This is a genomic window from Cupriavidus sp. CER-90, assembly GCF_057652055.1.
Genome location: NZ_JBYGYM010000002.1, coordinates 155,049 through 177,931 on the forward strand (window position 1 = coordinate 155,049; position 22,883 = coordinate 177,931).

20 protein-coding genes are annotated in these 22,883 nt (G+C 58.5%); 16 read left to right on the forward strand and 4 right to left on the reverse strand.

What is annotated here, in order from left to right; all coding sequences use genetic code 11:
• Positions 1-385 precede the first annotated feature (385 nt).
• The 9 genes from AC24R4_RS11175 to AC24R4_RS11215 all read left to right on the forward strand — a co-directional run bounded on the left by AC24R4_RS11175 (position 386) and on the right by AC24R4_RS11215 (position 8,165).
• Complete coding sequence (locus AC24R4_RS11175; RefSeq protein WP_487523124.1) at positions 386-538, forward strand: hypothetical protein; 153 nt, start codon at positions 386-388, stop codon at positions 536-538.
• A 150-nt stretch (positions 539-688) separates the two neighbouring features.
• The gene (locus AC24R4_RS11180; protein WP_487523125.1) at positions 689-2,092 is read left to right on the forward strand and encodes an LLM class flavin-dependent oxidoreductase; all 1,404 of its coding nucleotides are present in this window, start codon (positions 689-691) and stop codon (positions 2,090-2,092) included.
• 18 nt (positions 2,093-2,110) lie between these two features.
• Entirely contained in the window at positions 2,111-2,656 is a 546-nt protein-coding gene (locus AC24R4_RS11185; protein ID WP_487523126.1) for a carboxymuconolactone decarboxylase family protein, read from the forward strand.
• A 36-nt stretch (positions 2,657-2,692) separates the two neighbouring features.
• Complete coding sequence (locus AC24R4_RS11190; protein ID WP_487523127.1) at positions 2,693-3,928, forward strand: ABC transporter substrate-binding protein; 1,236 nt, start codon at positions 2,693-2,695, stop codon at positions 3,926-3,928.
• Positions 3,928-4,698, forward strand: a complete 771-nt coding sequence (locus AC24R4_RS11195; RefSeq protein WP_487523128.1) for an ABC transporter ATP-binding protein — start codon at positions 3,928-3,930, stop codon at positions 4,696-4,698. Before AC24R4_RS11190 ends, AC24R4_RS11195 begins: the two co-directional genes overlap by 1 nt.
• Positions 4,695-5,504 (forward strand): ABC transporter ATP-binding protein, encoded by an 810-nt coding sequence (locus tag AC24R4_RS11200; protein ID WP_487523129.1) that lies wholly within the window; start codon positions 4,695-4,697, stop codon positions 5,502-5,504. The genes AC24R4_RS11195 and AC24R4_RS11200 overlap by 4 nt, the downstream gene beginning before the upstream one ends.
• A complete protein-coding gene (locus AC24R4_RS11205; RefSeq protein ID WP_487523130.1) occupies positions 5,501-6,361 on the forward strand; it encodes a branched-chain amino acid ABC transporter permease in 861 nt (286 codons plus the stop codon). The genes AC24R4_RS11200 and AC24R4_RS11205 overlap by 4 nt, the downstream gene beginning before the upstream one ends.
• Positions 6,358-7,227: a branched-chain amino acid ABC transporter permease gene (locus tag AC24R4_RS11210; RefSeq protein ID WP_487523131.1), complete on the forward strand. Its 870-nt coding sequence runs from the start codon at positions 6,358-6,360 to the stop codon at positions 7,225-7,227. Before AC24R4_RS11205 ends, AC24R4_RS11210 begins: the two co-directional genes overlap by 4 nt.
• A 131-nt stretch (positions 7,228-7,358) precedes the next feature.
• Positions 7,359-8,165 carry an HAD family hydrolase gene (locus AC24R4_RS11215; RefSeq protein ID WP_487523132.1) on the forward strand — a complete coding sequence of 269 codons (807 nt, stop codon included), beginning with the start codon at positions 7,359-7,361 and terminating at the stop codon, positions 8,163-8,165.
• A 434-nt stretch (positions 8,166-8,599) separates the two neighbouring features.
• Here AC24R4_RS11215 and AC24R4_RS11220 read toward each other — a convergent pair whose 3' ends face one another.
• Entirely contained in the window at positions 8,600-9,256 is a 657-nt protein-coding gene (locus AC24R4_RS11220) for an eCIS core domain-containing protein (protein ID WP_487523133.1), read from the reverse strand.
• Here AC24R4_RS11220 and AC24R4_RS11225 point away from each other — a divergent pair.
• Positions 9,255-10,793, forward strand: coding sequence for an IS3 family transposase (locus AC24R4_RS11225; RefSeq protein WP_134275084.1), 1,539 nt, complete (start codon positions 9,255-9,257; stop codon positions 10,791-10,793). The genes AC24R4_RS11220 and AC24R4_RS11225 overlap by 2 nt on opposite strands.
• Positions 10,794-11,035: 242 nt before the next feature.
• Here the strand turns inward: AC24R4_RS11225 and AC24R4_RS11230 are convergent, their stop codons facing one another.
• The 3 genes from AC24R4_RS11230 to AC24R4_RS11240 form a co-directional block, all read right to left on the reverse strand.
• Positions 11,036-12,448: a M20 family metallopeptidase gene (locus tag AC24R4_RS11230; RefSeq protein WP_487523134.1), complete on the reverse strand. Its 1,413-nt coding sequence runs from the start codon at positions 12,446-12,448 to the stop codon at positions 11,036-11,038.
• Positions 12,441-13,814, reverse strand: a complete 1,374-nt coding sequence (locus tag AC24R4_RS11235; RefSeq protein ID WP_487523135.1) for an MmgE/PrpD family protein — start codon at positions 13,812-13,814, stop codon at positions 12,441-12,443. Before AC24R4_RS11235 ends, AC24R4_RS11230 begins: the two co-directional genes overlap by 8 nt.
• Positions 13,815-13,920: 106 nt before the next feature.
• Entirely contained in the window at positions 13,921-14,988 is a 1,068-nt protein-coding gene (locus AC24R4_RS11240) for a Bug family tripartite tricarboxylate transporter substrate binding protein (protein ID WP_487523136.1), read from the reverse strand.
• 152 nt (positions 14,989-15,140) lie between these two features.
• Between AC24R4_RS11240 and AC24R4_RS11245 the strand changes: the two genes are divergently transcribed.
• The 6 genes from AC24R4_RS11245 (at position 15,141) to AC24R4_RS11270 (ending at position 22,796) form a co-directional block, all read left to right on the forward strand.
• Positions 15,141-16,079, forward strand: coding sequence for a LysR family transcriptional regulator (locus AC24R4_RS11245; protein ID WP_487523137.1), 939 nt, complete (start codon positions 15,141-15,143; stop codon positions 16,077-16,079).
• Positions 16,080-17,660: 1,581 nt separating this feature from the next.
• The gene (locus tag AC24R4_RS11250; RefSeq protein WP_487523138.1) at positions 17,661-18,287 is read left to right on the forward strand and encodes a tyrosine-type recombinase/integrase; all 627 of its coding nucleotides are present in this window, start codon (positions 17,661-17,663) and stop codon (positions 18,285-18,287) included.
• Between the two features lie 646 nt (positions 18,288-18,933).
• On the forward strand, positions 18,934-19,524 hold the full coding sequence (locus tag AC24R4_RS11255) for a hypothetical protein (RefSeq protein ID WP_487523139.1): 591 nt from the start codon (positions 18,934-18,936) through the stop codon (positions 19,522-19,524).
• Positions 19,509-20,444 carry an alpha/beta fold hydrolase gene (locus AC24R4_RS11260; protein ID WP_487523140.1) on the forward strand — a complete coding sequence of 312 codons (936 nt, stop codon included), beginning with the start codon at positions 19,509-19,511 and terminating at the stop codon, positions 20,442-20,444. The genes AC24R4_RS11255 and AC24R4_RS11260 overlap by 16 nt, the downstream gene beginning before the upstream one ends.
• Positions 20,445-20,566: 122 nt before the next feature.
• The gene (locus tag AC24R4_RS11265; protein WP_487523141.1) at positions 20,567-21,007 is read left to right on the forward strand and encodes a hypothetical protein; all 441 of its coding nucleotides are present in this window, start codon (positions 20,567-20,569) and stop codon (positions 21,005-21,007) included.
• A 628-nt stretch (positions 21,008-21,635) separates the two neighbouring features.
• Positions 21,636-22,796 (forward strand): IS30 family transposase, encoded by a 1,161-nt coding sequence (locus tag AC24R4_RS11270; protein ID WP_487523014.1) that lies wholly within the window; start codon positions 21,636-21,638, stop codon positions 22,794-22,796.
• The last annotated feature ends 87 nt before the right edge of the window (positions 22,797-22,883 follow it).

Genomic DNA, 22,883 nt, shown 5'->3' on the forward strand with positions numbered 1-22,883 from the left:
TCGCGTGGCGGAGGTCAATTAGATCCTGCTTTCTCTGATGGCAAGTACGGAGTCCAATCCCCGGTGCCCGGAAAAGGCCCGCCCTCTCCCGTCTTCTCGCCTTTCCTCCTAGCCAAAGAACCTAGAACCGGACAGCAGGATCTTGCGTCACCCGTGGCGCATGATTGCGCTCCCTAACGGAGGTATCGCTCCCACGCGGCAATACGCTCGGACTCGGGCACGTCGCATGAGGGACTCTAATCATCCAGGAAAGGCCTTGACGCTCTTGTATGGGCTGTTGGCCCGACGATCAGCTGCTTTAGGATGGTGTGCCCGGCAACGCCACCGGCGCAAACGACTTGACTGCGTCATACGGCAGCTTCGGATTGCAACAGGCGGCAATGGCATGATCCTGCAAATGTCCACAGAACTGCTGCAGCAGCAGGAAAACGTGCGCATGAACCGTCAGCAACCGATGGTCTTCGGCCCCCGTCCCAAGCTCCTGGCCGGCGCGCCAGGCATCGGTGCCACCATAACGCATATGGAAAGGCCACCATGACGCATACGTAATGGAGCTACCCGACCTCCGCCTCACAACGATCAACGCATAAGCCTATGCAAAATCCGCAGTTCCCTTGAAGCCTCGGCGTGGCACACAATCGGTCGCTTGCCTTCGCCACACCGCGCCGCAATCGCGCCCGCATTCAGCATGACCCGCCAGATTCGCCTCAACGCCTTCACGATGAACTGCGTCGTCCATCTTGCCCCAGGGCAATGGACGAATCCGGAGGACCGGTCAGCGGCTTACTTGCATACGCATCACTGGGTCGCGCTCGCGCAACTGCTGGAAGAAGGAAAATTTGACGCGCTGTTTCTTGGCGATATCACCGGCATCTATGATGTGGCCGGCGGCGCGCCAGATGCGGCGTTGCGCACGGCCGCGCAGGTTCCCATGAACGATCCCGCGCCATTGATCCCGCTGATGGCACACGCCACCCGGCATCTTGGGTTCGGCGTAACGCTTTCAGTGTCGTACGAGCATCCGTATCTGCTCGCCCGACGGCTTACCACGCTCGATCATCTGAGCCAGGGCCGGGTGGCGTGGAACATCGTCACATCCTACCTCGACAGTGGCGCGAAGAGCCTTGGCCAGGACGGCCTGCGCGCGCATGATGCCCGCTACGATCGCGCCGACGCGTATCTCGATATCTGCTATCGGCTGTGGGAAGGCGCGTGGGAAGACGGCGCCGCGGTACGCAATCGCGAGACCGGCGTCTACGCGGATCCGGCGCGCGTGCATCGCACCACCTATCAGTACGACGACCTTCGGATCGACGGCGTGTTCCAGTGCGAACCCTCGCCGCAGCGCACGCCACTGCTGTTCCAGGCAGGCGGCTCGGATCGCGGCTCACGTTTTGCGGCGCGCCATGCCGAATGCATCTTTGTCGGCGCGCCCACACGCGAGGGGCTGCGCCGCACCGTTGCCAACCTGCGCGATGCACTGCGCGCTGAAGGGCGAGACCCGGACAGCGTCCTGATCTTCGCAATGTTCACAGTCATCGTGGACGACACGGCGGAGAAAGCGCATGCTCGTCACGCCGCTTACCGGGAACGCGTAAGCTACGAAGGCGCACTGGCCCTGCTGTCTGGCTGGACTGGCATCGACCTGAGCCGCTACGCGCCTGACGACACGCTCGACTACGTGGACACCAATGCGGGGCAATCCGCGCTGGCGTCGTTCAGCAAACTCGACCCGAACAAGACCTGGACCGTGCGCGATGCCGTGGAATTCGTCGGTATCGGCGGTCGCGGTGGCCTGGCCGTTGGCGACGCACAGCAGGTGGCCGACGAACTGCAGGCCTGGATGGCGGACACCGGGATCGACGGCTTCAACCTGGCCTCTGTCGAAATGCCGCGCACGTTCCGGGACATCGTGACCCATCTTGTGCCCGAACTGCAGCGCCGCGGCGTCTACAAGACCGCGTACGCAGACGGCACGCTGCGCGAGAAGTTGTTCCACGCTGGGCCGACACTGCGTGCGCCGCATGTCGGGTCGACGTTCCGTCGCATCACGTCACCAGCGTCGGTCGACGTTCACGCCCTCACGAAATAACCGTCTCCCGGAGTCACCATGCCTCGCGTCAGCGAAATCTCTCCCGATACCTTCGATCCGGCGCGCCGCGCACTGTTCGACGCCTTCACCGGAAACGGCGCCCATTTCGCCGATCAGTTCTCGGTGCTAGCCCATGTGGGTCCCGGAGTCGATCATCTTCCGCAGTTGCTGCTGGAACTGAAAGCACGCAATGGGGTGTCCTATCGCTATATCGAGATGGCAATCGTGGTCGTCTCCCTGCTCAACGACTGCGAATACTGCGTGGCCAATCACGCGCCGCGGCTGGAAGTGGAAGGGATCAGCGAAGCAGGCGCGCGCAAGCTGCTCGACTACGCCGATCACCCCGAACTGTCGGACATCGACAAGCTCGTAGTCGAATACGCGATCGCTGTCACGCAGCAGCCACAACGCATTCGCGACCACGTGTTCACGCGGCTGCGCGCACATTTCAGCGAGGCACAGATTGTTGAACTGACGCTGCGCATCTCGCTGTGCGGCTTTTTCAACCGCTTCAATCAGGCACTGCAGATTGGCGAAGACGCCACCGCGGTACATCCGGCCTGACGCACCCCTTTTTCCAATTCGTTGGTCTTCATTCGCATGTCTGACATTTCGTCGTTTCAACGCCGCGCGTGGCTGCGCGCCGCTGGCGTCGGCGCGGCCGCTCTGGCCCTGCCCACCCTATCCCTCGCACAGGACAATGGTCCGATCCGCATTGGCATCCTCGCGCCGCTGAGCGGCGGTGGCGGTGCCTATGGTGCCGGCATGGCCAACGCCGCGCGCAAGGCCGCCGACTACATCAACAGCCAGGCCGGGGGGCTGCTGGGCGGCCGCAAGATCGAGATCCTGGTCGAAGACGACGAAAGCAATCCGACGGCAGGTGTTGCGGCGGCGCGCAAACTGCTTGACGTTTCGAAGGTGAACGCGATTGTCGGCGTGTGGAGCAGCGCCGTGGCCATGGCCGTCAAGCCGCTGACGATCGAGCGCGGCGTGCCGTTGTTCGTGACCGGATCGGGCGACGAAGTCACGCAGGGCGACAACAAGGGCTTGGTGTGGCGATTCCAGGCGCGCGGCAGCGATTGGGGCACGGTGTTCGCGCGCGCCGCTGCGAAGGACGGCGCACACAAGGCATCGCTGCTGGTGCTGCAGACGCCGTTCACGCTGAGCATGGTCGATCCGTTCGTCAACACGTTTAAGAAATCGGGCGGTCAGATTCTGGACGTCGTCTACTACAACCCGAACCAACCCTCCTACCGCGCCGAAGTGGAGAAGGTTTTCGCCCGCAAGCCCGATGCGGTGTTCATTCCCAGCTATCTTCCCGACCTGTCGGCGATCTCACGCGAGGTATACCGCAGCGGCTTCAATGATACGCGCCTCTACGCCAACTCGTCCGCCGCCGACGCCGAAGGCGCGTTCATCAAGAACGTAGGCAAGCAGGTGGCCGAAGGCATCCACCACATCCAGTCGATCCCGCCCGCCTCGTCCACGGCGTACAAGACCTTCGCGCGCGAAGCCGGCATTCCGTCAGGCACGCTCGCCATCTTCCCGTCGAATGTGTGGGACGAAATCTCGGTGCTGGCACTGGCCATCGAACGCGCCGGCAGCGCCGACCCGAAGGTATTTGCGAAGGCGATCCTGCCCGTGGTCAATGGGCCTGGCAAGACAGTGGAGAATCCGGTGGACGGCCTGAAAGCCATTCGCGCAAAGCAGGCCATCGCCTACAGTGGTGCGGGTTCGCAGTTCCAGTTCACGCCGACCGGCGATCAATTGAATCGCGAGTACGGGCACTTCGTGATTCGCGATGGCGCCAACCACCTGGTGGACGTCCTCAAGTAATGCGTAGTGCTGCCACCCTGTCAGCCACGTCGCTGAACATTGCATTCGGCGGCCTGCGCGCGTTGAACAACGCCTCCCTTACCCTGCAGCCTGGGCGCATCACCGGCATCATCGGCCCCAACGGCGCGGGCAAGTCGACGCTGTTCAACGTCCTTGCGGGTGTGCTGCGGCCCGATTCCGGGCGCGTCGCGCTGGGCGATGTCGACATTACAGCGCTGCCCGTGCATCGCCGCGCCCGCCACGGGGTGGCGCGCACCTTCCAGCTTGCGCGCGAGCTGGACAGCCTGACGGTGCTAGAAAACCTGCTGTTGGCCATGCCGGCGCATCCCGGCGAGTGTTTCTGGAACTTGCTGTTCGCGCGTCGGCGTGTGCAGGCGGCCGAACGACAGGCCATTGATCGCGCACGGAGGCTGCTCGAACGGGCGCGGCTCCTGCCGCTGGCCAACCAGCTGGCCGGCGGCCTGTCGGGCGGTCAGAAGAAGCTGCTGGAGTTGTGCCGCGCGCTGATGGCCGATCCGTCGATCGTCCTGCTGGACGAGCCGGCGGCGGGCGTCAATCCGGTGCTGGTGGAATCGCTGGGGCGTTTCATATCCGATCTGCGCGACGAGGGCATGACCTTTGCACTGGTCGAGCACAACATGGACATGGTCGCCGCGCTGAGCGATCACGTCTACGTCTTCGCGCAGGGCGCCGTGCTCACCGAAGGTAGCTTCGCCGACGTGACGGCCGATACGCGCGTTCGCGCCGCATACCTCGGGGAAATCGTATGACCCTCGCCCTGCAACTGGACGGGATTGGCGCGGGCTACCACGGCAAGCGCATCATCCACGACGTCTCGCTGCACATCCCGGCGGGCGGTGCCGTCACCGTGATCGGGCCCAACGGATCCGGCAAGTCGACCCTGCTGAAAGCCGTCGTCGGCCTGCTGCCGCTTGCATCGGGCACGCTGACCCTAGGCGCGCGCCAGATCGGTCCGCTCGATGCGCCAGCACGCACGCGGCTGGGGATTGGCTACGTACCGCAGGAACACAATGTCTTTCCGAACCTGAGCGTGCTGGACAACCTCAGGCTCGGCTGGGAAGGCGTGCAGGGCAACCGGCCCGATGGAGACCGGAGCAATGGCCCATCACAACGCGCGCATCTTGACGCCGTGCTGGCGCTGTTCCCCGAAATCGCCACGCGGCTGCGAACCGCTGCCGGCCTGCTGAGCGGCGGTCAACGCCAGATGGCGGCCATGGCTGCCGCGCTGATGCAGCGACCCTCTGTGCTCGTGCTCGATGAACCTTCCGCGGGACTGTCACCGCGCAACGCCGCGCTGCTGTTCGAGCGCATCGCCGACGTACGCCGTACCGGCGTGACCCTGTTGATGATCGAACAGAACGTGCGGCTGGGACTCACGGTCGCCGATCACGGCGTGGTACTTGTCAACGGCCAGGTACGAAGGCAGCGTCCCGCGCAGGCGCTGCTGAACGATGACGATCTGCCGCGCCTTTTCTTCGGCCACGACCCCGAGGCACTCACTGACGCTGACACTGCTGATTCAGCCGGCACTTCCGATAGCACCGTTCCTGCATGATCCAGACTTTATTCAACGGCGTGGTCACGGGATTGTTGGTCGCCCTGCCTGCGCTGGCGCTCGCCCTGACTTTCAGTGTGCTGCGCTTTGCCAACTTCGCCATCGGCGCCATGCTGACCGCCGGCGGCTACATCGTCTACGCGTTCAATGCCGGCCTTGGTTGGCCGCTGCTGCCGTCGACGCTGGCCGGCGCCGTCCTCGGCGGCCTGCTCGCCGTACTGGTCGATATCGTCGTGTACCGGCGACTGCGCGATCGATCGGGGGTGACGCTGCTCGTCGCCAGCATGGGCGTCGCATTCGTGCTGGAGAACGCAGTCCGTTTCATAGCGGGCAACGCCGCCGTAGGTTATGAGGTGGATCCCGCGCGCCCACTGCGTGTAGCCGGCTTGCGCGTTAACCATGAACAGTTGCTGATCGCGGCGGTGAGCCTGTTCGCGCTGCTGGCGATCTGGGGCCTGTTGCGGCTGACATCGCTGGGGCGGGCCATGCGCGCCGTGGCGGACAACCCGTCGCTGGCCGCCGCGCGCGGCATCGTCGGTAATCGCGTGATCGGCATCACATGGTTCATCGCGGGCGCGCTGGCGACGGCTGCCGGCACGCTGATCGGGCTCGATGCCACGCTGGACCCGCAGATGGGTTGGAACTACGTGATCCAAGTCTTTGCCGCAGCCATCCTCGGAGGTATCGCGCATCCGATGGCCGCCGTGTTTGGTGCACTGGCGCTGGGCGTGATCGCCGAACTGGCCACGCTGATTCTCTCGCCTCATTACCGGCCGCTCGTCGCGTTCGCCGTGCTCACTGCCCTGTTGCTCGTGCGGCCCTGGGGCGTTTTCGGCACGGCCCGCATTGCAAAATGACAACCTACCTAATCTCCATCCTCGTGCTGGTGTCGATTGCCGGCATCGCCGCGCTGTCGCTCAATCTGCAATGGGGCCTGACCGGCATGGTCAACTTTGGGCTGTTCGGGTTCTACATGCTGGCGGCCTACGTGTATGCGCAACTGGCCGCCACGGGCGCATCGCCCTGGTTCGCGCTGGCCGGCGCGATTGCCGTCAGTGGCATCGCCAGCGCGTTGACCAGCCTGATCTCGATGCGGCTGGCGGACGACTACCTGGCGATCGTGACGCTAGCATTTGCGGAATGCCTTCGACTGATCGTGATCCACGAAGACTGGCTCACGCGCGGCAGCTTGGGCATTGCCAACATCGCGCGTCCCGTGGCCAATGACGGCGCCTTCCTGCTGCTGGCGCTGGCAGCATTACTACAGAGCTTCCTGCTCCTGGAAACGATTTCCCGCTCGCCGTTGGGACGCGCCGCGCGCGGCTTGCGGGACGATCCCCTCGTGGCGGCCACGCTGGGCAAGGACGTGCTGTGGCTACGTGTGCGCCTGTTCGGCATCGGCGGCGCAGTCACTGGCGTGGCCGGCGCGCTGCATGCCGCCTACTACCAGTACATCGATCCCACGCAGTTCGGGCCCATTATCACCGCCTATGCGTTCATGGGCGTCATCATCGGCGGACGCGGCAGCAATCGTGGTGTCCTGCTGAGCGCGTTTACGGTGATCCTATTGCTCGAAGGTACGCGCTTCCTGAACGACCAGGTCGGCTGGATGACGCCCGCGCAACTGGCGGCGCTGCGGCTCATGTTGATCGGGATCGCGCTTATCGCAGCCTTGATAGTGAGGCCCGCTGGACTGTTGGCGGAGCACCGACTGAAGGTATAACTCTCGAGACCGCTATTGGCCGTCAAGGTCGTGTGTATCCACGACCAGTCAACCATGTGCCTCGAAACGGAATCGAAGCGGGGCTGCCCGAGGCCCGCTCGGATTGCACCTATTTTCTGAAACTGGTCCAGATGAAACCCCTTTCCCAGGCAGCAGCAGATCAGTTTTCGACAATCCAGTTCGTGCTAACGGACATGGATGAAACATTGACACATCAAGGCCGTCTATCTGCGGAGACCTACACTGCGCTGGAAAGGTTGCAGACCAGCGGCATTCACGTCGTGCCAGTCACGGCAGCCCCCGCCGGATGGTGCGACCAGATGGCCCGCATGTGGCCGGTAGACGGTGTCATCGCCGAGAACGGCGGCTTGTTTCTACAGCGTAGTCCAGACGGACTCGGCGTAGATAGGCAATTTTGGCATCCGCCCGAACACATCGAGCATGTACGTGAACAACTGAAGTCGATCGCTCAGGTTGTCGAGAAGATGGCGCCCGACGCACAACAGGCCGACGATCAAGTGTTTCGATTGACGAGCCTCGCTTATCGACGCACCGATAACGATGCCGATCACCGCATCGTCGATGTGCTAAGACAGGCGGGAGCAAACGCGACAATCAATAACCTTTGGGTTCTAGGCTGGTTAGGGGACTACGACAAGCTGACAATGTCATTGCGAGTACTAGCCAACGCATACGGCGTCAATGCTGAAACAGCCCACGAAGTTGTCGCCTATTCCGGCGACTCCGCCAACGACGCACCAATGTTCGGGTTCTTTAAGCACACCGCAGGCGTTAGCACGGTGATTGACTGCCTTCCTCAGTTGCCGATTCCACCCCAGTGGATTACACACGGCCCTGGAGGGTCTGGCTTCGTAGAATTCTCCAATGCCATTCTTCGCTCAGCTTCAACGAACGCTCGCGACGCGTCCGAGCGATAGACCTTGGGGCGGCTCCTTCATTACCAAGCCGACTCCTTCAGAGATCCCGGCCGCGGTCCGCGGCTCCGGTAGTTGCCCTAACACCCATACCTTACCAGGATGAGCCGACGGCCATGGCCGGCCAAGGGACTGAATCGCTGGCGCGGAAACGCTACTCTCCAGTTGTAAACCTTTGCAGCTGCAGACTAGCGGGGGCGTTGAAGCTCGGAACACTTTGGCAGATTAACTTCGGAACATGGGCGGACCGACAGTACTCGCCAACCTGGCGTTCAGTACAAGCGATCGAGTAGAAAACGCAACGGCATGCAGTCGCCCTGCGAAGTCTTTTAGCTGATAACGATCATAGTGATCGCGGCCGAGGTTAGTCAAAAGTCCGTGTCGCAGCCTGGCTTATAAATTTCAAAGAACCCAGCCCGACTGCGACAGTCAGTTGATCATGGTTGTGCATTCGCCTCCTCTTCAAAGGGCGAATGATCGTATCCGAAGGTACCAACTTGCCTGACATAGTTGTCCCAGAACCCTTGGCTTCCTAGTGCTCCCCACTGAACAACGTGCGTTAATTCGTGTCGCACAAGCTTCGCAGTTTCATTGGCATTATCATCAGGACGATAAATAACGGTGTTGCCAAATGTCACGCCCGTGCTCTTATCCATACCCTTATTGGTGGTTATCAATAGCGCACCGCGTTGGTCTACATTGAATGTCCATGCGCCGTCCTTGAACAGTGTGGTGTATCCGTAAAGCACCGCACCAACGCCCAAGCCGAAAATCGTTGCCTCCCTGGTCTGATACATACCCACATATCGAGCTACGACTTCAATCTTCGACCAGCCATTGGCCTTTGCGTCCCGCCATAGTTCGTGGAATGCTCCCGTCAAGGCACCATTTGCGAACTTGTCTCCCGTCAACTCGGAGATTGTTCCGTTTGCAGTTGCCCCGATTCCGACTCGGGCAGCAGTGTCCAATGCCGTTTGCCCGTCCACGATATTCTGTGCATCTACTCCGGCACTAATGGCGCCCTGTTGATTTGCACTGAGAACTGACCCATCGGGGGTGCGGACAAAATCTTGGACTACCGGGAGGTAGTTCATGTATTCCTACGAAGACAGAATTCGAGCCGTTGAGCTGTACATCAAGCTCGGCAAACGGGTTAGGCCCACCATCAGGCAGCTAGGTTACCCAACCAAGAATGCTTTGAAGGGCTGGTACCGTGAGTATCAGCAGCGGAACGACCTGCCGCTGGGTTATGCTGGCCGAGAACCGAAGTTCTCGCCAGCGCAGAAGGCGGCGGCTATTGAGTACTATCTCGCGCACGATCAATGCATTGCTGCCACCATCAGGGCACTGGGCTACCCTTGTCGGGGAACGCTGACAGCCTGGGTTCGTGAGGCCCTTGGCGAGACGAGAATGGCCATCGTTGGCAGTGTGAGGCGGAGAAGTTACCCTGCGGCGTTGAAGCAAGCAGGTATCGTCGCGCTTTACGCCAGGCAGGAAAGTGCGCAGGCTGTGGCCGACAAACTCGGCGTGTGCCGCCCTACGTTGTACAACTGGAAGAACCAGCTACTGGGCCGGGAGGCTCCCGCATCCATGAAGCGCAAGAACAACTCTCCGCCGGCGACAGCGCGGGCGGAACTGGAACGCCAGCTTGAAGCGTTGCAGCGCGAAATCCGTCAACTGCAGCTTGAGCGGGACCTCTTGAACAAGGCCAATGAACTGTTAAAAAAAGGCCTGGGCGTCGATCTGCAGCTCCTGTCCAACCGGGAGAAGACACTGTTGATTGACGCCCTGAGGGAGTTGTATGCCCTGCCAGAGCTTCTTGCCCAGTTGGGTCTTGCGCGTAGTTCGTACTTCTACCATCGGGCCCGCACGTCGGTGGAGGACAAATACCTCTCGGTGCGGCAATCCATCACCGACATCTTCGAGTCGAACCATTGCTGCTATGGCTACCGCAGGCTGCAGGCCTCTTTGATCAAGCGGGACGTCGCGATCTCCGAGAAGGTGGTGCAACGGCTGATGAAGCAAGAAGGCTTGGTCGTTGCGAAGCCGAAGCGGCGCAGATACGCGTCCTACCTGGGCGAGATCAGCCCAGCACCTGAAAACATCATCAACCGCGACTTCCAGGCTGCAGCGCCCAATGAGAAATGGTTGACCGACATCACGGAATTCCAGATCCCCGCCGGCAAGGTGTACCTGTCGCCCATCATCGATTGCTTCGATGGGATGGTCGTCAGCTGGAGCATTGGAACCAGTCCAGACGCGGAACTCGTGAACACGATGCTGGATGCTGCCATTGAGACCGTGGCCCAAACTAATGACCGGCCGGTGGTCCACTCCGACCGTGGGGGACACTACCGCTGGCCAGGTTGGCTATCGCGGATGAGCGAGGCGAAGCTCATTCGCTCCATGTCTCGCAAGGCCTGCTCGCCTGACAACGCGGCGTGCGAAGGCTTCTTCGGTCGGCTAAAAACGGAGCTGTTCTATCCTCGAGACTGGCAGACGACGACCGTTGAACAGTTCATCGAGGCGGTTGATTCCTACATCCGCTGGTACAACGAGAAGCGGATCAAGATCTCCCTCGGCTCTCTCAGTCCCATCGAATACCGGGTGAGCTTAGGACTTGCGGCATAAACCAGTCCAAGTTTTTATCCGCACCCCCGCTGGGTCCGTTTTCCGTGCAAATCAACAGGTCGGGATCTTGATTCTAGCGCAGCATAAATCTAGACCCCCGGCCCCTCATTCCAATCATCCCTAGGGCCGGGACCGGCCAATTTGCGTCGGTCGGCAACCCTGAAAGTAGTGGCCGAATCCTTACGCTGTTCGGCCATTAGCAGGTGTCGTTTGGGGGACGCCGCGCACCGGTTTGCAATGGGTCATGCTGATGCTTGTTGACGCTTGCGAGCCTCCGCAGCCGGCGGTTCGCCGAGTTCCCAGAAGACTGAGGTCATGATGTCCAATCCCTGCGCGACGATCGCGAGCGGAAGATGCTCATTCGGTGCATGCTGCTTGCACCCAGGATACGAATGAGGGATCCAAACCGTAGGCAATCCCAGGATGTCCGAGAATGCGTCGTTGGGTACGGTGCCGCCGAGGTTAGGCACAACTGCGGGCTCCTGCACGCTCGCACCACGGAACGCCTCTTTCGCCCACTCAACCCAAGGGCTCGCAGGGTCCAGACGTGTTGCGGGAGAGCCTCTAAGCAATCGCACTTGGACGTCCTTGTATCCGGCCTGGTCCAAGTGCTGGCGAACGACTTCTTCTATTGCTTCCCAGGCGGTTCCGACCACGAATCGAAGTTGCAAATACGCACTCGATGCCGGAGGGATGGCGTTGGCAGGCTTCTCGGGATTCCCGGCCTTCAAGGTCAGCACCTCGAGGGAGTTCCAACCAAGTAGTCGCTCTGCGGCGGTCAGGCCTGCTTCACCCCAATCATCATCGATCTGACGTCCGAGACTCTCGCTGTCGACTTTCAGCTTGGACAGCGCTTCGCGAACTGCTGCAGGAATAGCAGGCGGCAAGAGCCCAGAAACCTGAATGCGCCCTTTCCCATCGACAAGCGACGAGATTGCCCCCGAGAGGATCACCGCGGGGTTCTTCATGATGCCGCCCCAGTTGCCCGAATGGAGCGCGCCGCTGCGCAAAGAGCAAGTGAGTTCGAAGATCGCGGAACCGCGAGAGCCAAGGAACATCGTTGGCTGCTCCTTGCTTACGCGAGGACCGTCGGAGGCGATGAACACGTCGGCGGCCAACGTGTCCGCATGCTGACGACACACCTGTCGAAGCCCCGGGGAGCTGCGTTCCTCCCCGAGTTCGAACAGCGCCTTGACGTTGAACCCAAGCTTGCCATCACGGGCCTTTATCACCTCGCGAAGCACAGTCAGATTGATAAGATGCTGGCCCTTGTTATCGGCTACGCCTCGCCCATACCATGCGTCGTTGCGATCCGCGAGATTCCATGGTGACAGCCCGGCCTCCCACTGCTCGTCCATGCCAGGGACCACGTCGCCGTGGCCGTACGTCAGGACAGTAACAGCATCTGGATTCTCGATCCGCTCGGCAAAGAGGAACGGAGAGCCACCTGGCACCGGATCTTCGATCCTGCGGCAGGAGAAGCCCATAGCGTTCAAGTCAGGCTCCAGCACTTCCGTGTAATACGGGAGGAGGTCGGCATCATTCGCATCGGCTCCGCTGACCGAGCGGTAGGCCACTCGGCGCGCAAGATCGCCCCTGAAATGACCCTCCTCGAAGTACCTCTTCACCCTGGTGAGGGCCAGTTGCTTAGTCATCCGTCTTCCCTCCCAACACTGCAGTCAGCGTACGAATCGACTGCAGGGAACGAAGCGAAGAAAGCTGCGACACGAGCGCGCCGAGATTCTGGTCGTTCATTACCGGCTCGCAGCACTCGAGCACCTTCTCCAGCCGCTCTGCATCAGTGAAGGGATCTTGGATTAGGCCGCGTGCGTAGACGCGTTTCGTCTCCAAAACCGTCCCGTCCTTCAGGACAATCTTGACGATGTGCGGCGGACGTTGATCCGGATCTTTTGGTTCGTCTTCGAACCTTCTGGCATTCAGCGTGACGAGACCGAATAGCTTGCGGACCTCCTTGCGTTTCACGGCGTCTGCAGTGAAGTCGGAGAGCGTGACCTTACCTTGCAGAAGGGCGAGCGCGATGTTGTATTGCATCGAGAATCGCGCCTGGAACTCGTCCTGCGGATCGTCGTAGCGCAGATTCTTCCTATTGCTGGCGCCGACGAGGATGCTGATGGATTCGACATCCTCGGCCGTGAAGCCGTGTTTCTGCTTCAGATCGAGGACACAGTCGATCGAGTTGTGCGCAGAGCCGCAGCAAGCGTGGCGCTTCGGGGCGAGGCCGAATTCTTCCAGTGCGAGTGGATTGTCGAGTTTCTTCAGCGGCTCTTCCCATCCGCGAGGAGCGGGACCACCGTATAAGGTGAGAAAGCCTTGCGGATCTTCAAGAACTTCCGGGTTGCCCTGTACGCCAGCTTGTCCAAGCCGGGCTGCAACTATTGCATTCGAAGCGCCCATGCCGCACTGGAACGATTTTGCCTCCGTTCCAAACTGAGCTTTATTGCCGGACGCCATGCTGACCGCGAGGCTCATGGTGGCCACGGTCGCGGCCTTGTCCAGTTTCAGCAATCGTGCGCACGCGCCTGCCGTTCCGATGCAACCTACCGTAGCCGTCGGGTGCCAACCGGCGAAGTAGTGCGACCGATTGACGCCTCGTCCAAGGACCGCATGAAGTTCGAGGCCCACGATGAAGGCGTCCAAAAGATCAGCACCCGTGGCGTCAACCTCTTCACCCAGAGCAATCAACGCGGGAACCAGAATGGCAGATGCGTGTGTGAGCGCGGGATAATAGTTGTCGTCGATCTCCAGTACGTGGGCAGCGGTGCCATTGATCATTGCGGCCCAAGGTGCCGGGGCTTTCATGTTAGTGCCGATGATAGTCGCAGCGCCTGTGCCCCAAAGGCTGACGCCCGCGCCAACCTTCGTGCTTACGGGATCGACACTTCCGGCGACGATGCATGCAATCGTGTCGCTGAACGCATGGCTCGCGCGCGACAGACAGCTTTCCGGCCAGTCAGTGCTGCGGGTTGTAATCCAATCGGCGAGAGTTTCCAGAACGGACATACGAGTGTTCTCCGAGGCGGTGCGGCCTGAAATAAGTTGATTGGCTGGGAGAGATAAGGAGGGATGGGCCCGTCGTCCAAGGAAACGGGCATTTCTTGTACTGTACTTAGTCAGTCGCGGCGCCAGAGCGCTTAATGATGTCGTCCCATTTCACGCGCTCTTTCTTCACGACGGTGGCGAAATCTGCTGCGGTACCGCCGACAATGACGTATCCGAGATCGCGCATCCCTTCGACGATGTGCGGGTCCTTCAGCGTTTGATTGACCGCGTCGTTGATCTTTTGAGCGATGGCTGGTGGCAGACCTTGCGGCGCGATGACGCCCGACCACGCAACGACTTCAAACTTGGGGACACCCGCTTCCGAGACCGTAGGCAGATCCGGGACTAGCGGGGAACGCGAGGTACCTGTGACTGCGAGCGCCTTTAGCTTTCCGCTCTTGGCGGCCGCAAGGCTACCGGCCAGGTTGTCGAAGACCAGGTCGACGTGACCGGCCATCACATCATTGACGCCAGCGGGTGCAGTCTTGTATGGCACATGGATCATCTCAATACCGGTCAACTTCTTGAACAGCTCGCCGCTCACATGGCCGGAAGTCCCATTCCCTGCCGAAGCAAACATCAACTTGCCGGGATGCGATTTGCCGTATGCGACCAGGTCCTTCACGGAGTTCACGGGCAAGTTCGGCGAGACCGACAGGAGGTTCGGCGTGTATCCGACCTGAACAATCAATTGCACATGGTCCGCCGCGGTGCGTGACGCTTTGTTCATGCTCGGGTTGATACCCAGCGTCTGTGTGTTTCCGTGGCCAATCGTATAGCCATCAGGTGCCGCATTCGCGATCGACTGCATGGCTATAAGACCTCCGCCACCGGGACGATTATCAACCACGATCGTTTGGCCAAGCCGCTTGCCTACGTCCTGCAGCACCAGCCGCATCAACGAATCCGGCCCAGACCCAGCACCTGCACTAAGGACGTACTTGATTGGCTTGTCGGGATAGTCAGCCCAGGCTGGCTGTGCCAGTGCGACTGCAGCTACCAGGCCGGCGAGAACGCAGTGAAGGGGCTTGCGGGGGATAAAAGTGAACATTTGTACGCCTTGCGTAACGAAGAATGCCGCGTAGGACGCTCCTACTTGGTGCGCCACACGAGCCTGTGCCTCGAAAAGTTGCATCAGATTTTCTGATGCCACAGCGTGGATCGCTCTTGGCTCTAGTGCTAAGCCATGCAATCATGTCCATATTATTAAGATGCCGCATTGCCTTACGCAAACGAAGATTTTTGGGTTAGGCATCAATCAAATTAATGACTAACTACCTACCCTCGATGACTGCGCTCCGCTGTTTCGACGCGAGTGCTCGCCTGCTGAGCTTCACCAAGGCTGCCGAGGAAATGCACCTGACGCAGGGCGCGGTCAGTCACCACATTCTTCAGCTTGAGAAGCAGTTGGGAGTCCAGCTCTTCGCGCGTAAGAGATCGGGCCTAGAGTTGACCTTGGCAGGTCAGAAATACTGGAATGATGTGGTTGCCGTGTTGCGCATGTTGGAGCGAGCTACCGAAAGTATCGCGACCACTGGGGGACGCGGTGGAACGCTCAACCTATCTGTGTCATCCAGCTTTGCAAATTATTGGCTGATGCCTCGCCTGTCTGCGTTTGTGCGTGCGAATCCCGACATCACCCTCAATCTCTCGACGCGGGTAGGGCCCGTAGACTTTGCAGCTAGCTCGGACGATGCGTCCATCGAGTTCTGCACGGGCCCGACCCCCGGAATAGAAGCCAGCTTGGTCGCGCCCCTTGTACTTCACCCCTACATTTCGCGAACAGAATATGAGCGTTACAAGGCATCGCAGAACAGCCGCGGCACGTCGCTTTCGAGGGATCAGCTTGTCGACTTGCTGGGCTCCTCTGCGCTGATTCGCCGAGTTACCGTTCCAGAGGCCTGGCCCGGCTGGCTCAAGGAGGCAGGACTGTCCGGCGCACTTCCTGATTCCCATCTGCAGGGTGGGCCGCGGTACGCTCTTCTCTCAATGGCGCTGGCGGGGGCCATCGAGGGATTGGGCATTGCACTCCTCCCTCATTTCATTGTGAGTAGTGCCGTGCAGTCAGGCCAGTTGTGCTGCCTGAGCAGAGTTCCCTGGATTGCTCCTCGCGGATACTACCTTCGTTGGCCCGAGTGGCGCTCCGACCTCGACGCGCTCAAACGCTTTTCCTCCTGGTTGAGCGCTCTACCACGCGAGTCACCCGACGAACCGTCAGAGATTTGACCGGTGAACCCTGCCACGCCGATTGCCGGTGCCGTGTGCCGACGAAAGATGGTCCGCATATCTACTCTGAGCAGCCGCTCAAGCACTGGTACACCGCCGTCGCAGAAGGGTCGCTAAGCGACCACAAGGATTGACGTGAAGCAGTAATCGACCAAACCGCGCGCGCCGATTCGACTTCGGCTTGCGTCCTAGGCGACGCCACTTCCAACCTCAAGCACGGAGCCGAGTCCCCGACGGACCCGCGCCTTCGACGCACACGTCGGCTCAGGGCTTCCCTTTCGCTTGACCTCGGCTATACTGTATATCCATACAGTAGTCGTTGCGTTCGAAACCATGCTTCCAGAACCCGCAAATTGTCCTCTGTGCGGCACTGCTGCTGAGCGAATTCGCTCGTCCGTGCTCCGGGGATACAAGTACTCCTGTCCGAAATGCGGCTCGTTCGGCATAGAGACTTCGGCCTTGCCCGACCTCGAAGCTGCCACTTCGGCCCGGCAGGCCGTGGCGCGGTTACGTTCGTATGGACACCTGCCGCTTATTCAGCGAGACAAGCAAGGCGTCCGCGTCGGACCCGGCCGTACATGATGCCGCGCAGGCGATACAGCTCGACAGGGATCTCGAGGGACAGGCGTCATGGGAAATAGCCGCCTGGCATCGAAATGCCATCTGCCTAGCGAGGTTGGCAACCAATCATCGGCCTACGGGGCAAACGGAATTCTCGGGCGCATTCAAGGACAGTACGTCGCTACGGCGATTGGACTGCTACCGCCTGCTGCGACGTCGCCCACGAAGCATCAAGAGATAGATCTCGATGCCGGGCCCGCTGGGCGGGTTCGGTTCTTCGCAGAGAGGAAGCAGGACAGGCACCATCGACACTCGCATTACTTCTGGTCGGTGTACCGGGCTGAACCCGTTGATACCGACACCCCACTCTGAGAGCGAGACGGTGCAACTTAAACCCCGCTGCTCGGTTAGAACGCTTTTCTCAGTACGGTGATCGTCCCGGTAGCAATTGCATCACCGGATGTCTTACGTATGTACCGAACCGTTGCTGTCCTTGTTGGTTGTGTTTACTGACCACCAAACATCAGCACAGCCACAGACGTCTCCAACACTGATGGCGCAGAGTAGTTCGTGCCCTGTTCGGGCGATGCGAATTTAAAGGAGTACGTTCATGATCCATGGACGGGAGTGCACCAAACCAGTTTACTGAGCACTCCACTCCAGGAGCATCCATGAACTACATTGAGCCAATCACATGCAAGTGTGGCGTCAGGGTCCAGATCCACGAGTATCTGATGGACCTTGGGGAGGGTGAGCCGCTAGATCGGGGGTACTGTCCAATGTGCAGCCGCTTTCTGTTCGAGATGGAGCGTCCGGGAATACTGGTAACTGAGGTTATTCTCCCCGGGGACAGGACAAAATGCGCAGACGGTGATCGCCATCTCGGGCTTCCACCAGGTTACGACGACGAGGACTGGCCATTCCCCACACTGGCGGAACTACTTCGACGACAGCAAGATCGATGATGGTCCTTGGAAAGGGGCGCAGACTTGGTGTCCCTTCACTTGAAAGGAGATCATCATGGAAACCACCTCATGCCACCCGACGCGTCAGGTTCCATGGAACAAGGGGCGACTGACTGGCCAGAAGCCGCCTCTTAAATTGAACGAGATATGGGCGATAAGAACGCGTCTCCAGCTCACCTCAAACGTTCGCGAACTGGCGTTGTTCAACTTAGCGATCGACAGTAAATTGCGCGCGTGTGACCTAACTCGACTCCGCGTTCAGGACGTTTGCGTGGGTAGCCAAGTCGGCGCCCGCGCGACCGTGATGCAGCAGAAAACGCATCACCCCGTACAGTTTGAGATCACCGAACAAGCGCGGATGAGCGTTCAATGCTGGATTCGCGCTCGCGGGCTGGCGCTCAGCGATTACCTTTTCCCGAGTCGTTTGCATTCATCCCCGCATCTGTCGACACGACAATACGCTCGAATCGTCCACCGGTGGGTTGCCTCCATCGGCCTGGACGATTCGGCATATGGAACGCATTCGATCCGTCGCACCAAGGCGTCGCTGATCTATCGGCGCACGAAGAACCTGCGCGCTGTCCAACTGCTTCTCGGCCATACCAAGCTTGAGAGCACTGTGCGTTATCTTGGCATCGAGGTAGACGATGCTCTGGAAATTGCTGAACAGACCGAAGTGTAGTCGGTCGTGAATGGCCGGCCAGCGGTCGCTTGCCGCCAGTCTCAGCCTTTGCCAAATGTCTTGCCAGCGTCCGCGGTGCACATGTGAACGGACACTGCCCGGAGCGCAATGGTTCAACTTAAGCTGTTCGATGTGGACAGAACCACTGCAGCTAGAACAATGACCTCGCGAAATCGGGTGAACGTCCTCTTCCAATTCGTCCCCATAGTAGATCAAACCGTCGCGAGGAAATTAATCATCAACCCTTTGTTGAGATACCCCCATTGGTATTCCGGATGCTCCGGCGTATATGTGCCTGATTCATGGCGCCAAAGCGCCGGTCGCCCGCAGCACGTTATCCTGCAGTTCTGAGGTGAAGGTGCAGTTGGTGCCCTCCGCGCTGAGACGAAGTCCGATGACGAACTCAGTTTTAATCGACCGTATCACTATTCGCCTCGCGGTCATTCTTGTGCCTAAATCGCAGTGATCCCTTCAAATCAGCCAATCAAAGATGACGCGTTTGGCCGTTTCAGCACCCTCGGTGGCAACCTCCTACAATTCTTAAGTCAGACATCTAAAAATATAACTACGATCCAGACTTTTTGGGGGTGGCAAAAATTGCCTGCTCCACCCTAGTCTATAGTCAACTACCCTCACGCAAGGTGCTATGAAGAAGACGACGCTAATCGTATATTCTGCCGCTGCAATTCTGACTGTGACTTTTTCTGTAAAGTTTTTCTCCCACCTTATTTCTGGTGAGTCAGTGGCACCGCACCGAAAAACAAGCGTCCCTCCCGTGGCGAAGCAGAGAGATTCTTTGTCGCAAGGCGGAAATTTTTTAAAAGTACAAAATGAAAGCAGTAAGTCCGGCGTAAAAAGCACGGATTTCACTGCAACCGCAAGAGGAATCGATGCAGATAATAACGGAATTCGTGATGACGTTCAGAAATATATTGATGACATCTACAAAGACCGCAGGCAGCGCATCGCCATGCATCAGTATACCCGCGCTGCCGAAACGTATTTATTTGAAACAGGCTCGGCATCAGACGCAAAACAAAACTGGCAAACATACTCAAAGGCCGCTGCTTGCCTTAACTTGAGGTTTGGCAACAACTGGACCAAAGAGGCGAATGAAATCCAGGCTCAGCTCCTGAACACTCCGGTCAGATTTCAATCTTACATCGAAACAAGACGGATTGCGGCTGGCCACATCTATGATAATTATTCCGGCGAGTCCCCATGCGAAGAGCTTTAATACGTAAAGTTGCATCGTTGGTGATAATTATTTCAATGTTGTTCCCAATATTGGTTGGCGCCCAAACTGAAGAATATTGTGAATCTCAGTACCAAATACTCTTTGGTAACGGGGTTTTAACGACCGAAACCGACTGGCTCGCATCGAGCCTCGCACTACAAAGTCTGATTGGCAATGAATTTCATAAAGTAAAAGTCAATTATGGAATTGCACAAAACCCATCGGACGGCTTTCTACTCGACCTTTATCAGGCCTACCAACAGAAGGTTAGCGAAGACCCTAGCTTATCCTGGGAGGTTTTATTCCGCGTACTACTGGGTGCGACGGACATGCTCACTGGTGGGCTCATAGGTTACGTAACATCTATCATCGCAACCGTCGGAAACGATAATTCTGTGCAGCTAGCGAACAAATTCACACAGCAGTATGACTACGCCGACATTGACCTTGTCTTGCAGGTCGCAGAAATAAAAGATTTGATTTTCAGTCAAGGCCGTCGTGTCTTACTTCTAGGACACTCCCAAGGCGGACTTTATGCCAATGCAGCACACCGAATGGTGTATGCAGATCCCGGCATTAACAGAAAGAGCTTTGCTATTACTGCAGTCGCAACTCCTGCGAATTTCGTTGCAGGGGATGGCCGCTATGCTACCAGCGCAAGGGACGGCGTAGTAAATGCGGTAAGGCAGTTTGTTGCAAGCAACACACTGCCTAGCAACGTAGATAATCCGTTCAATACGAACGATTTTTCTGGCCATCAATTTATCAAAAGCTATCTCCGGTCGGATTTTCCAAGCCCGGCGATTATCGAAAAAAATATCACCGACACGCTCACCCAACTCGAGAGGCCCGACGATACCTATGATTTCGAAGTTGCGCTGAAATACGGGCCGCTACCAACACTTGGTATCAGGATTTAGGCGGGGATGCAGGCGCGTATGGCGCTCTTGACACCTGCTACCAGCGATTCTATTTAGTTTATGGAGGTACAGGCTACGAAGACTATGTTGCGAATATAATTTGCGGACCACGGAGTTGGACATTGATCGATAGAAACAAGGATAAGCTTAATCCATTCGATCCATCGACTTCAGATAAATATAACTCGATAACTGCGCAAATATTGCAGAGACTCTCCCCCCATCTGCCGTCGGCATCGAATTTCACTTCGGCGACGCATGCTTTTTTGGTGGGAAAATCGCCATTTTATGTGCGCAGCGTTTCATATCTGGTAGAAGGGACCACTTATACCTCCCTGGATTACGACGAGAACATGAATCTCCGACGCCCTTTTGAGGACCTTTCCTTCAACGTAACAAGCAGCCCGACCTACTATCCACAGTATCCCGGTGCGAATGATGTGTTTCAGTTAAAGTTCCTTGCACCTCTCCGATCTGAGTTATCCGGACTTCCTCGTTCTGTTGCACAGATTGAAGAATCGCAAGGTCAACTGCAAATGAAGATCTGTAAAGCTCCATCGTAGTATCAATGACGACGCTCATTCGTCTGATGTTTCGCGTGGACTAAATTCTTAGAGAAATGGCGCGCCCGGCCCCCTCCACCTTGCAGACCAGTCGACGGGGGTGTTTGCGCGCACATCGACCGCGAAGATTCAGAGGAGATGTCGAATGCCCGTCATGACTGTCCGCTTTCTTGCCATGCCATGGCAGCCAGGCCGCCCCCCTTTTGGCTATGACTGAGCTTGACTCCACTTAGCGGTGTTAGCCTGGAAAAAGCTGGTCCAGCCTCGGCATACGGAGAAAGCACGGCCATTTGGCGCGTTAGATGGCATTACAGTCCGAGCTCTTAACAGCGGAGCTCGGACATGTCGACAAGCTGTTTATCTCGGCGTAGGGTTAGACCGCATGCTGGCACGTCGCGAAGGCTTTGCGCTAATGCCGGGGCGCCAGCAAGATGCGATTTACTTCGTCCCAATCGTCGTCGCTGAAATTCCCGATTTTCATTTGGGACCTCCAGACGTCGCCGGGTGCTAAATATTACCGGGATGCCTCCTAAGTTCACCTCAGGCTAATCAAATGGCTGCATTGCGTCCGTGGATTCAATGGGTCGATGCAACACTAGACGCTGCGTAGGCAGTGGAGGTGTTGCAAATGAAACAAAGGCGCAGGATCTACTACACCGAGGCTCAGAAGGCACTAATGTGGGAGCGGTGGCGTAAAGGTGACACGCTTCACGAGATCGCCAGGTTGTTCGATCGGTACCACTCTTCGATACAGGGGATCCTTGCAAGAACTGGCGGCATACAGCCAGCGCAAAGACACCGTTCTCGGCTTGCCTTGACACTCGCCGAACGCGACGAGATCTCTCGCAGCGTGGTGGCCGGGCTGTCGATCAGGTCGATCGCGCTTCGGCTCGGGCGTGCGCCGTCTACCATTAGCCGAGAGTTGCGACGCAATAGCACAGACCAAGGGTATCGCGCGACTCAGGCCGATGAACTTGCCTGGGCTCGCGCGCACCGTCCAAAGACCTGTAAGCTCGTCAGGAATCGTACGCTGGCGCAAGTTGTGGCAGCCAAACTGAGGAAGCAGTGGTCCCCGGAGCAAATTGCAGGTTGGCTCAAGCATGTATATGCGGTCAACAAGGACTACCAGGTGTCACACGAGACCATCTATCGTAGCCTCTATGTGCAGGCCCGTGGCGCCCTGAAGAAGGAGCTGCTTGAACACTTGAGGCGATGCCGAAACATGCGTCACTCGCGCCTCTATTCTGCCAAGACCGACGAGCGCGGAAGAATCCGTGAAACCGTCTCCATCAGCGAACGACCCGCTACCGTTGAAGATCGAGCGATACCAGGTCATTGGGAAGGCGACTTACTCTTCGGCAGTGCGAATAGCCAGATCGTTACCTTGGTCGAGCGCCAGACACGGTTTGTGATGCTGTTAAAGGTGTCCAGCAAAGACACGGAGACCGTCGTCAACGCCCTCATCAAGCACGCCGGAAAATCGCCAAATGAGCTGTACAAATCGTTGACTTGGGATCGAGGTAAAGAGATGGCAGACCACAAGCGCTTTACCGTCGCGACCGATATCCAGGTCTACTTCTGCGACCCTCAGCATCCATGGCAACGAGGCTCCAATGAGAACACCAACGGACTCTTGAGGCAGTACTTCCCCAAAGGCATTGACCTATCTACATACTCCCAAGCCAAGCTCAATGCTGTGGCCAGGCGCCTCAATGAACGCCCGCGCAAGACACTAAACTTCGATACACCGGCTGAACGACTCCATCAAGCTGTTGCGTTGACCGGTTGAATCCACAGTCAGATTCCTGCCATTGACGGCGTTGTAGCCCAATGACCCAGTTGGGTCGGGAACCGCCGATTGGAGGCGGATAGCAGT

Excerpts from the sequence above, each read along its gene's own strand:
- AC24R4_RS11240 (WP_487523136.1), bottom strand. The coding sequence starts at position 14,988 with ATGCAACTTTTCGAGGCACAGGCTCGTGTGGCGCACCAAGTAGGAGCG.
- AC24R4_RS11200 (WP_487523129.1), top strand. The coding sequence starts at position 4,695 with ATGACCCTCGCCCTGCAACTGGACGGGATTGGCGCGGGCTACCACGGC.
- AC24R4_RS11230 (WP_487523134.1), bottom strand. The coding sequence starts at position 12,448 with ATGACTAAGCAACTGGCCCTCACCAGGGTGAAGAGGTACTTCGAGGAG.
- AC24R4_RS11235 (WP_487523135.1), bottom strand. The coding sequence starts at position 13,814 with ATGTCCGTTCTGGAAACTCTCGCCGATTGGATTACAACCCGCAGCACT.
- AC24R4_RS11245 (WP_487523137.1), top strand. The coding sequence starts at position 15,141 with ATGACTGCGCTCCGCTGTTTCGACGCGAGTGCTCGCCTGCTGAGCTTC.
- AC24R4_RS11190 (WP_487523127.1), top strand. The coding sequence starts at position 2,693 with ATGTCTGACATTTCGTCGTTTCAACGCCGCGCGTGGCTGCGCGCCGCT.
- AC24R4_RS11210 (WP_487523131.1), top strand. The coding sequence starts at position 6,358 with ATGACAACCTACCTAATCTCCATCCTCGTGCTGGTGTCGATTGCCGGC.
- AC24R4_RS11220 (WP_487523133.1), bottom strand. The coding sequence starts at position 9,256 with ATGAACTACCTCCCGGTAGTCCAAGATTTTGTCCGCACCCCCGATGGG.
- AC24R4_RS11255 (WP_487523139.1), top strand. The coding sequence starts at position 18,934 with ATGAAGAAGACGACGCTAATCGTATATTCTGCCGCTGCAATTCTGACT.
- AC24R4_RS11180 (WP_487523125.1), top strand. The coding sequence starts at position 689 with ATGACCCGCCAGATTCGCCTCAACGCCTTCACGATGAACTGCGTCGTC.
- AC24R4_RS11225 (WP_134275084.1), top strand. The coding sequence starts at position 9,255 with ATGTATTCCTACGAAGACAGAATTCGAGCCGTTGAGCTGTACATCAAG.
- AC24R4_RS11250 (WP_487523138.1), top strand. The coding sequence starts at position 17,661 with ATGGAAACCACCTCATGCCACCCGACGCGTCAGGTTCCATGGAACAAG.
- AC24R4_RS11185 (WP_487523126.1), top strand. The coding sequence starts at position 2,111 with ATGCCTCGCGTCAGCGAAATCTCTCCCGATACCTTCGATCCGGCGCGC.
- AC24R4_RS11195 (WP_487523128.1), top strand. The coding sequence starts at position 3,928 with ATGCGTAGTGCTGCCACCCTGTCAGCCACGTCGCTGAACATTGCATTC.
- AC24R4_RS11175 (WP_487523124.1), top strand. The coding sequence starts at position 386 with ATGATCCTGCAAATGTCCACAGAACTGCTGCAGCAGCAGGAAAACGTG.
- AC24R4_RS11205 (WP_487523130.1), top strand. The coding sequence starts at position 5,501 with ATGATCCAGACTTTATTCAACGGCGTGGTCACGGGATTGTTGGTCGCC.
- AC24R4_RS11260 (WP_487523140.1), top strand. The coding sequence starts at position 19,509 with ATGCGAAGAGCTTTAATACGTAAAGTTGCATCGTTGGTGATAATTATT.
- AC24R4_RS11270 (WP_487523014.1), top strand. The coding sequence starts at position 21,636 with ATGAAACAAAGGCGCAGGATCTACTACACCGAGGCTCAGAAGGCACTA.
- AC24R4_RS11215 (WP_487523132.1), top strand. The coding sequence starts at position 7,359 with ATGAAACCCCTTTCCCAGGCAGCAGCAGATCAGTTTTCGACAATCCAG.